Raw genomic sequence first — 8,322 nt, 5'->3', positions numbered from 1 at the left:
CACCGCCCGCGCCCCGCGCCCGCGTCGGTCCCCGGCCGGTTCCGGAGGGGTGGCCGAGTGGTTGAAGGCGCACGCCTGGAAAGTGTGTATACCGGAAACGGTATCGCGGGTTCGAATCCCGCTCCCTCCGCCAGTCATTCGCTCGATTAGTGCAGTTTATTTCGGTTTCGGGGCTGCGGCATCGTCTTCGTGCCTGTCGGGCTTTGCAGGACGAGCGAAAGAAGCCCGCCCTTCGGCGACACCGGTGCGGCGGGGCTCCGACCTGACCACCCTCGTCATCTCTTCTGCCCTGCTTGCCAGTCCCACCGTCACGGCCTGCCTCCGACCTGCCCGATCTGCAGTGCCATCAGAGACCGGCTCGATCCTGGCAGTTGCTGCTCTTCGGCAACGGCTTCGGAAGGTCGCCCTGTGAGCGCGAGCGAGCCCATCGGGCATCGCTCTTCCGGTTGCTGTTGCGGTGGCTGAGGCCCGTCCATCGCCGGGTCGGCTCAGCCGAGGGCGAGGAGTTCGCGCGGTTCGCTCCATTCCAGCGGCAGCCTTAACCACCGTAATTACCGGCCTCGCGGTCGTATCCGCCGTGAGCGTCGGGCCTGCAGGCGCCGGAGGCCCGCGGTGGAAGCCGACGCCGCAACCTCCGGCCGCCTGGGCGGGTGAGTCGCCGACCGCGCCGCGCTCGACGGAGCCGAAGGCCAGCCAGCCACGGCCCCATGCCCGGCGCCATCCACGTCATAGGGTTCAGGACGACCTCCCGAGACGATGCGGCAGGGAGGTTTGAAGGACCGCGGGTTTGTCCGATCGGAAGGAAACCGCGCTGGTTACCGGAATAACTCGCCGACAGCGAAGGGCCTCTCCAGGCCATTTTGCCGGCTCGTCCCAGGCGCGCCCAGGCTCCAGCTATCGGCCGCGCACCGGTCCCCATCTAGGTGCTTCGCAATGTGGGCCCCGCGTGACGCACGTTAACCGCGTCCACGTAAGGATGCTCGCGTTTCTCGCGCAGCGCGAAATCGCCCTTCGGGATGTTTTGGCGCTCGTTACCGCCTGGTTTTGACGGAAGGGTCGCCATCGTGAGAATCCGCCCAACACGGAGCCTCGCCCAGGGCTCTGACACCGTTGGGGGGAGTGGGCACGGTGGAGGTGCCGGCCAGGTACCAGCGCCCGCCGCAAGGTCTCAGCCTGCACGTCATCACGACGTGCTTCACCGTGCCGACGGCGTTCGAGCCCGGAGACGGCGAGTGCGACGCGGCGTCGGAATACGTCAGCAATCCGCGCCGACGATACTTTTGACCGATCACCTGGGCACAGAACATTGCGCTTCCAGATCGTGCCGTGATCGCCGTCCGCGCCCCTACTCCTCTCAGCCCGTCCGGCACAGTCGCAGCGGGACTTTCCGTTTGCCAACCCGCTTGCCAGCGCAAGGCGTTTCACGCACTGTCAGCAGCGTTCATGGCTTAGCAGACAGAGCAAATGGGACATCCGAATAAATCAGCGATACTTGTTCACAATGAGAGAACAGGTGGAAATTCGCTCCACGAAGCACTCGAATTCATTTACAGCGGCAAAACGATACGAGTTAATAGTTCGGATGATCTAAAAGACCAGAAAAGTTTTATCGTTGCGGCCATTCTAGAAGCCCCGCATTACGTTGCCGGCCACGTTACGCTACCAGATTTCCAGAATGCCCTGAGAGATATTCGCAGAAAAGACATGGTCGTATTTTCTTGCATCAGAGAGCCCATCGAGAGGATTGTCTCTTTATACAATTTCAATTTGAGAGTTCCGACAGCATTAGGCTCTGTATACAAACAAACGGCCGGCAGGGGATTTTCATATTTCTATTTCTACATGGTCGAAAATTATCCATCGATGGTCGTCAATTCCCAGTGCCGATATCTTTCCGGTGCAGGCTTTGTCGAGGCGCGTATTGCTGTCGAAAAAACGTTCGACGCCGTCGCGGACCTGAGCCGGATCGACGATTTGCTCAGCTACGTCGTGAAACTGACCGGCGGCGAGGCGGCATCGGCCGTCCCAAAGCTCAACAGCAATGCCGAATCAGCCAGCAATCCAGAGGTTCTGCAGCGGCTCGTAGGGCCGGCCCTCCGCCGCAAGATGGAAAACGACAATGCGGAAGATCTTGTCTTACGGGAATTTTTACTCAATGACTTTGATGGGTTATTCAAATCGGGCAATATAAATGCCGACTGACAGAATGAGAATGGTTAATACCGGCACACACTATTATCGGTAGCCAGATGATCCACGAACTGCCCATCCTGGATCGGCGCCCTCTACACACCCAGACACTCGAGCGCTGCGTCAACGGTAGCGATCTCCCTTTTTCGGCCGCAGCGTGTGGGTTGCGAAGGCTGTCCAAGCGGCGCAGGGGATCTGGCGTGTTGTCGGTTTCACGCACACGCGGGTCAGGTGTGGTGGTGAAGTCGAAGGCGCGCCTGCAGCGTCTTGCGGTCGGGCGTGAACTCGAAGTCGAGTCGGTTCGCTTGGTTCAGGAGCGTGGGGTCCATGTCGCGCAGGCGATGCGTGACCTCGACGTTCCCGAGACGATGCTGCACTGGTGGTCACGGTCGTCTGTCCGTGGCCATCGCCGTCGCCATGCTGCAAATAACGGATTCGACTGACGACACGACAGACCCCGCGATACCACAGCTCGGGTCAGAGCCGAGGATAGTGTCCGCCGGACCACCAGCAGGCCAGATTTCCTCCCGCCGCTCAGGAACGTAGCGAAATGCCTTTCAGCACTTCATCCCAAAGCCCATCGTCCGCCGGGCGATTTGGCACCTGCACGTAGCAAACCCCATCTACGCTCGAGATGTCGGGACCGACACCAGACGCCCCGTCAACCGGACATAGGACGAGAAGATTCGCTTCCCCGCTCGTTTTAGATTTCAGCGTGGAATACAAATCAACCGCATCCGCTAAGGCCCCGGCCCAGCGGATGAACAATATGGACTTCGATTGAGTTAGGTCAGCCCGCAGGCGTCGAACCCTTCGATCGAGACGCTCCCTGAAGATCGGGTACGTCGCATCCCAAGCTTTCCCTTCAACAATTGGAAAATCATGCACTGATAGGACGTCATATTTGTTATCTTTAACAAAATAGCTCTTCAATTTCTGGCTGTATTCGCCGTTAACTCCATCATCTTCATCATTGAAAATAGCATTGCCTTGATCAAGTGTGAGATTTTTAAAATCCATGAATTCTTCATAATCATTCGCGATCACACGCGATACGATTGGAATCGTATTTGTTACGACCCAATCGAATGGCATGCTATACTTTCTAAGACCTCTCTGGCGCAGATGGGCCGCCGGATCGCAGGCGCTTCCGAGACTCACGATCAGGTCGTATGACTTTTGAATATCCGCCAGATGCATTTTAATTCTCACCGATAGGCATTCCGCGGCCGATCGACCAAACGAAATGATTAGCGTCCTTACAGGCTTTCCAGCATGGCCTCTCGGCGCCGCTCAATCTCGGCAGCCAGCATGAAGTTGCCAACGAAACCCCGCTCGATCCTTGATCGAAACATTGCGTTCCCTGCTGCGCCGGCCGACATCGTCAACCGGCGGGCCAAGGGTCATACGACAGGCGTCCTGAGCGTTAAAGCTCTGTCGAATTCGCCTGCCCTGTCGCTCACCCGTTGCTTCACGCGGTCGTCCAAGCGCTTTCTGCGTTCCATCCGCACTGCGCGCCCACGGCCCCGGCGAACACCGCGTCGAGCTGCAGCCGATCCGCCTCGACCACCGAACCGCCGATGGCGACCGGACGGCAGCGGGCATCCCAACCCGCGGGACGAAGTCCGGGCTGTGCTGGGCACGGTCGGAGTCTTCGATGAAGAAGAGATGACGCTCCAAGTCAGCGGCGCGACCGACAGTACCCAGGAACTATCGACAGGCAAAAAGATGTTATCTCAGCACTGAAACATTTCGGCCGCCTTGGAAACAAGATGAATTGTTATTTTTCCGCATTACGGAAACCTATCCGATAAATCGAAGGCTTCCATTAGGATCTTGCCGCTATCGACCAACCTGACCGGTCAGGGCGTGGGATGGCTTGTGTGCGGCGTACTTCTTGGGGACAGGGCGAACTGTACGAAACGCTCTGCCTGCTGATGATCGGCACCGGCTGCTTCCTGATCGGGAGCCAGCTCGGCGCCTTCGAAATCGCGACCGCCTTCATCCTGCGCCACGGCCTGCTCGACCTGGTCATGCAGGCCGGCTTCATGGGGATCGCGCTGTTCGGAGCCGCCGTCCGCAAGTCGCTGATCCTGCGGCGAACCATGCGGGAGCGCGACGCGGCCACGAAGCAGGCCGAGGCGATCGCGCGCCACGACGCCCTGACGGGTCTGGCCAACCGGCGCCTCTTCGTCGAGGCGGTGGAGGATCTGCGCGGACGGATGGCGGGGCGTGATCGGGCGGCGGTGCTCCTGATCGACCTCGACCGATTCAAGCCTGTGAACGACCTCTACGGTCACGCCGCCGGCAACGCCGTGCTCTGCGCCGTGGCCGATCGTCTCGAAGATCTGCTGCCGGCCGGCGGCCTCGCCGCGCGTCTGGGCGGCGACGAGTTCGCTCTCCTGGTTCCTTTCACGGGCAGCCTCGACAACCTCACGCGGCTGGCCCAGCAGGTCATCGCGAGCCTCGTCGCGCCGATTGCCTGGAACGGCGGTGCGGTGAAGATCGGCGCGACCATCGGCATCGCCGTGGTCAGCGCGGAGAGCGATGCCGACGCGCTCCTGCACGCGGCGGATCTCGCCATGTACCAGGGCAAGCGCGAAGGGCGCGGCACCTGCCGGGTTTTCGAGGATTCCATGGACGCGGAGCTGCGGGAGCGGGCTGCGCTCGAAGCGGAGCTGCGCGAGGCGATCGAGTCCGGCAAGATCGAGCCCTTCTATCAGCCCGTCGTCTCGCTGCCGCAGCGCGACTGCGTCGGACTCGAGGTGCTGGCCCGCTGGCGCCACCCGACCCGGGGCCTGCTCGGACCGGACCAGTTCATTCCGATCGCGGAAGAGACCGGCATGATCGCCGATCTCAGCTATCACCTGCTGCGGCAGGCCTGCCTCGACGCGCGATCCTGGCCGTCGCATCTGCTGCTCGCGATCAACATCGCGCCCCAGCAGTTCCAGGATCGGGACCTCGCCCAGCGCATCCTGGCGATCCTGGCCGAGACCGGGCTCTCGCCGCACCGGCTGGAGGTGGAGATCACGGAGAGCGCCCTGGTGCGCGATCTGGAGGCGGCGCGGGCCACGCTGACCTCGCTGCAGAATCTCGGCGTCCGGATTGCCCTCGACGATTTCGGCACCGGCTATTCGAGCCTTTACCACCTGCGCGAGCTGAAGTTCGACAAGCTCAAGATCGACCGGTCCTACGTGGACACGATCACCATGAGCGCCGAGCGCGCCAAACTCGTCGACGCGATCATCAAGCTCGGTTCCAGTCTCGGTCTCGTGACCACGGCGGAGGGCATCGAGACGGATGCGAGCGTCGACTGGCTCTCCGACCAGGGCTGCGACTTCGGCCAAGGTTACCTCTTCGGCAAGCCGATGCCGAAGGAGGACGTCGCGCAGATGCTGCGGGCCGGGCCGATGCCGGACCTGGTCGGCATACCCAGCCTGCTCGAAAGCCGCATCCTTGCCGTGCCCAAGGAAGCCTTCGTTCAGTGCGGACTCGGCCGAGCGGCGTGAAATCCGAGGCGGCGGGACTCTGCGCGGCATCGTCGTGCCGAAGCGCTGTCCTCCCTCCCCCCTAATACGGCGTCCGGTCGATCACCTCGGGTTCGGCCCCGCTCCGTCATCACGAGGCGACGCCGAAGCGATCTTGCGGATATCGCATGACATCGCCCGTACGATCGGCGCCCGGGTCACTCCTGCCCTCCGACCGGCACGCGGCAGGGCGCGGGAACCTCGCATCTCACTGTGGGGATTGCTCCCTGGAAGACGCACGCTCCTCGACCACTTCATGATCTCGCGCCACGCTCACCGCGTTCGGTCCGGCCTGATATGAAGATCCGGCCGGCGGACGGACGCCGTCGTCGAAAGTGAGCTCATGGCCCGTAAGCGCCTCCGCCCCACCGTCGAGAGCCTGATCGAAACGGTCGGCCGGCTCGGCCTGGCGCCGAACACCGTCGATCTCGAGGCCCTGCGCACGCAGCTCGAACTGCCGGAATTCGGAGCGGTGATCGAGGACGAGCGCGTGGCGCGCGCGCTGCGGGAGATGCGGATGGCCCGCGCCTTCGCCGAGACCGGCGTTCCTGCCCTCAAGCGCGCGGTGCCCGCCCTCAGGGCCGCGGTGACCAAGGACCATCGCATCCGCTGGAGCGTCCGGATCAGCATCCCGCTGCTCGATGCGGGCCGGCTGGACCTGCGCATCGATGCATCGCCGGACCCGATCACCGCCGAGATCCTCCAAGGGATGGCCGCCCGGAACGATCCGGCACGCCGCCTGGACGAGTTGCGCGCCGCCGTGACGGGAATGAAGGTTCAGGTCGCGCGCGACCTGCATAAGCCGATCGATCGGCTCAGGGCCCAGATCCTCGCCGATCTCCGGGACGTGGGCGCCGACGCCGCGGCCTATCTCGAGCATATGGACCGCTCGCTGCGCTCCCGCCCGTTCAGCCTCGGTCCCAGGCTCGCCCGCTCCCTCGCGGACGCCCTGACGCCGGTCCGGCAGCGGGCCAAGGCCGTGGCGCGGGAGGGCTCGCGCCTGCGGCGCCTGCGGGATCAGGTCGGGTTCGGTGCCTACATCGAAAAATTCGCGGCGGCGCGCAGGCTGAACCGCCGCATCCTCTTCCACATGGGGCCGACCAATTCCGGCAAAACCTACGCCGCGCTGCAGGCGCTGACCGCGGCGCCGACCGGTGCCTATCTGGCACCGCTGCGGCTCCTGGCGCTCGAAAACTACGAGGCTTTGCGCGAGCGCGGCCTGCGTGCCGGCATGGTCACCGGTGAGGAAGTGCTGGGGGAGCCGGAGCCGACCCACACCGCCCGCACGATCGAGACGGCCGACCTCACCCGCCCGATCGACGTCGCCGTCATCGACGAGATCCAGATGCTCGCGGATCCGGATCGCGGCTGGGCCTGGACGAACGCCCTGTTCGGCGTCCCGGCCAAGACCGTCATCGTCTGCGGATCCGACGATGCCCTGTCGTACGTCCGCCGCGCCGCCGAGGCGGCGAACGAGTCGCTGGAGGTGATCGGCTTCGAGCGCAAGTCGCCGCTCGTGCTTCTGGACGAGCCCGTCCCGCTGGAGAAGGTCGAGCCGGGCGACGCCGTCGTCGCCTTCTCCCGCCGCGCCGTGCACGAGAATCGCGAGATCCTGGTCGCCCGCGGGCACCGGGTGGCGACCATCTACGGGGCTCTGTCGGCGGAGGTCCGGCGCGCCGAGGCGGCGCGGTTCCGATCCGGGGACGCCAACGTCCTCGTCACGACAGATGCCATCGGCATGGGGCTCAATCTTGGTCCGCTGAAGCGGATCGTCTTCTCGGCCGTGCGCAAGTGGGACGGCGTCGGGGAGCGCGCCCTCACCAATTCCGAGATCCGGCAGATCGCCGGCCGGGCCGGGCGCTACGGCTACCACGATGTCGGCACCGTGGCGGCCACCGAGGCGACCGCCATCGAACCGATCCGAACCGCCCTGGCCGGCGCCCCCACGGCCCCGGCGGCCGACACGCGCTTCTACGTGCGCCCGGACCTGACCGCGATCCGCTCCGTGGCGGAGGAGATGCGGACTTCGAGCCTCTACGAGGTGATGACGCATTTCGCGCGCGCCACCTTCTATGCCGGCTCGCCGTTCCAGCCGTCGGCCCTGGAGGAGGTTCTGGAGATCGCGCGCATCATCGACCGCGCGCGCCTTCCGATCGAGGAGAAATTCGTCTTCTCGGTCTGCCCGATCAACCGGCGCGACGAGATCGCCATGGGCATGCTGGAGCGGTGGAGTCAGGTCCGGGCCGCGGGAGCGACGGTGCCGGCCCTGCGCGCGAGCCTCGCCGGCGAACTCGACTATCAGGAGCGGACCGTGCGGCTCGCCAGCGCCTATCTGTGGCTGTCGCGGCGCTTTCCCGAGACGTTCGACGATGTCGAGGCGATCCGGCAGATGCGCGGGCGCGCCAACGACGCGATCGAGCATCACTTGCGAGAGACGGCGACGCGTAAGGCGGAGCGACGAACCCGACGCGCTGTGGGAACGCGTTGACGGTTCCGCGGCGGACGCCCGGCCGAGCGGCGGATATGAGGCCCCCTCCCCTTTCGGGGTCCACTGCCTCTCATGCCGTTCGGAATGCCCTGAACGGCAAAAAGCCCGCTGCCTTTT

4 protein-coding genes, 1 tRNA gene and 1 pseudogene are annotated in these 8,322 nt (G+C 64.1%); 5 read left to right on the top strand and 1 reads right to left on the bottom strand.

The features are described from left to right. Window positions 1-43 precede the first annotated feature (43 nt). From MFF42_RS14425 to MFF42_RS14415, 3 genes and pseudogenes are all read left to right on the top strand, one after another. A tRNA-Ser gene (locus MFF42_RS14425) sits at window positions 44-133 on the top strand. A gap of 1,331 nt (window positions 134-1,464) precedes the next feature. Beyond that, complete coding sequence (locus tag MFF42_RS14420) at window positions 1,465-2,202, top strand: sulfotransferase family 2 domain-containing protein (RefSeq protein WP_238256347.1); 738 nt, start codon at window positions 1,465-1,467, stop codon at window positions 2,200-2,202. A gap of 245 nt (window positions 2,203-2,447) precedes the next feature. Further along, a pseudogene (locus MFF42_RS14415) lies at window positions 2,448-2,600 on the top strand (IS3 family transposase); the annotation flags it as partial. 124 nt (window positions 2,601-2,724) lie between these two features. Here the strand turns inward: MFF42_RS14415 and MFF42_RS14410 are convergent. Beyond that, complete coding sequence (locus tag MFF42_RS14410) at window positions 2,725-3,390, bottom strand: DUF1796 family putative cysteine peptidase (RefSeq protein ID WP_238256346.1); 666 nt, start codon at window positions 3,388-3,390, stop codon at window positions 2,725-2,727. A 674-nt stretch (window positions 3,391-4,064) separates the two neighbouring features. On the opposite strand from MFF42_RS14410, the gene MFF42_RS14405 reads away from it, so the two are divergent. Beyond that, window positions 4,065-5,699: a putative bifunctional diguanylate cyclase/phosphodiesterase gene (locus MFF42_RS14405; RefSeq protein WP_238256345.1), complete on the top strand. Its 1,635-nt coding sequence runs from the start codon at window positions 4,065-4,067 to the stop codon at window positions 5,697-5,699. Between the two features lie 361 nt (window positions 5,700-6,060). After that, window positions 6,061-8,205: a helicase-related protein gene (locus tag MFF42_RS14400; protein WP_238256344.1), complete on the top strand. Its 2,145-nt coding sequence runs from the start codon at window positions 6,061-6,063 to the stop codon at window positions 8,203-8,205. Window positions 8,206-8,322: the final 117 nt, after the last annotated feature.

Origin of the sequence: Methylorubrum podarium (genome assembly GCF_022179745.1) — a bacterium.
Taxonomy (GTDB): domain Bacteria; phylum Pseudomonadota; class Alphaproteobacteria; order Rhizobiales; family Beijerinckiaceae; genus Methylobacterium; species Methylobacterium podarium.
This window is presented reverse-complemented; position numbering and strand designations above follow the sequence as displayed.

Coding starts and splice junctions, on each gene's coding strand:
- MFF42_RS14420 (WP_238256347.1), top strand. CDS start 1,465: ATGGGACATCCGAATAAATCAGCGATACTTGTTCACAATGAGAGAACA.
- MFF42_RS14410 (WP_238256346.1), bottom strand. CDS start 3,390: ATGCATCTGGCGGATATTCAAAAGTCATACGACCTGATCGTGAGTCTC.
- MFF42_RS14405 (WP_238256345.1), top strand. CDS start 4,065: ATGGCTTGTGTGCGGCGTACTTCTTGGGGACAGGGCGAACTGTACGAA.
- MFF42_RS14400 (WP_238256344.1), top strand. CDS start 6,061: ATGGCCCGTAAGCGCCTCCGCCCCACCGTCGAGAGCCTGATCGAAACG.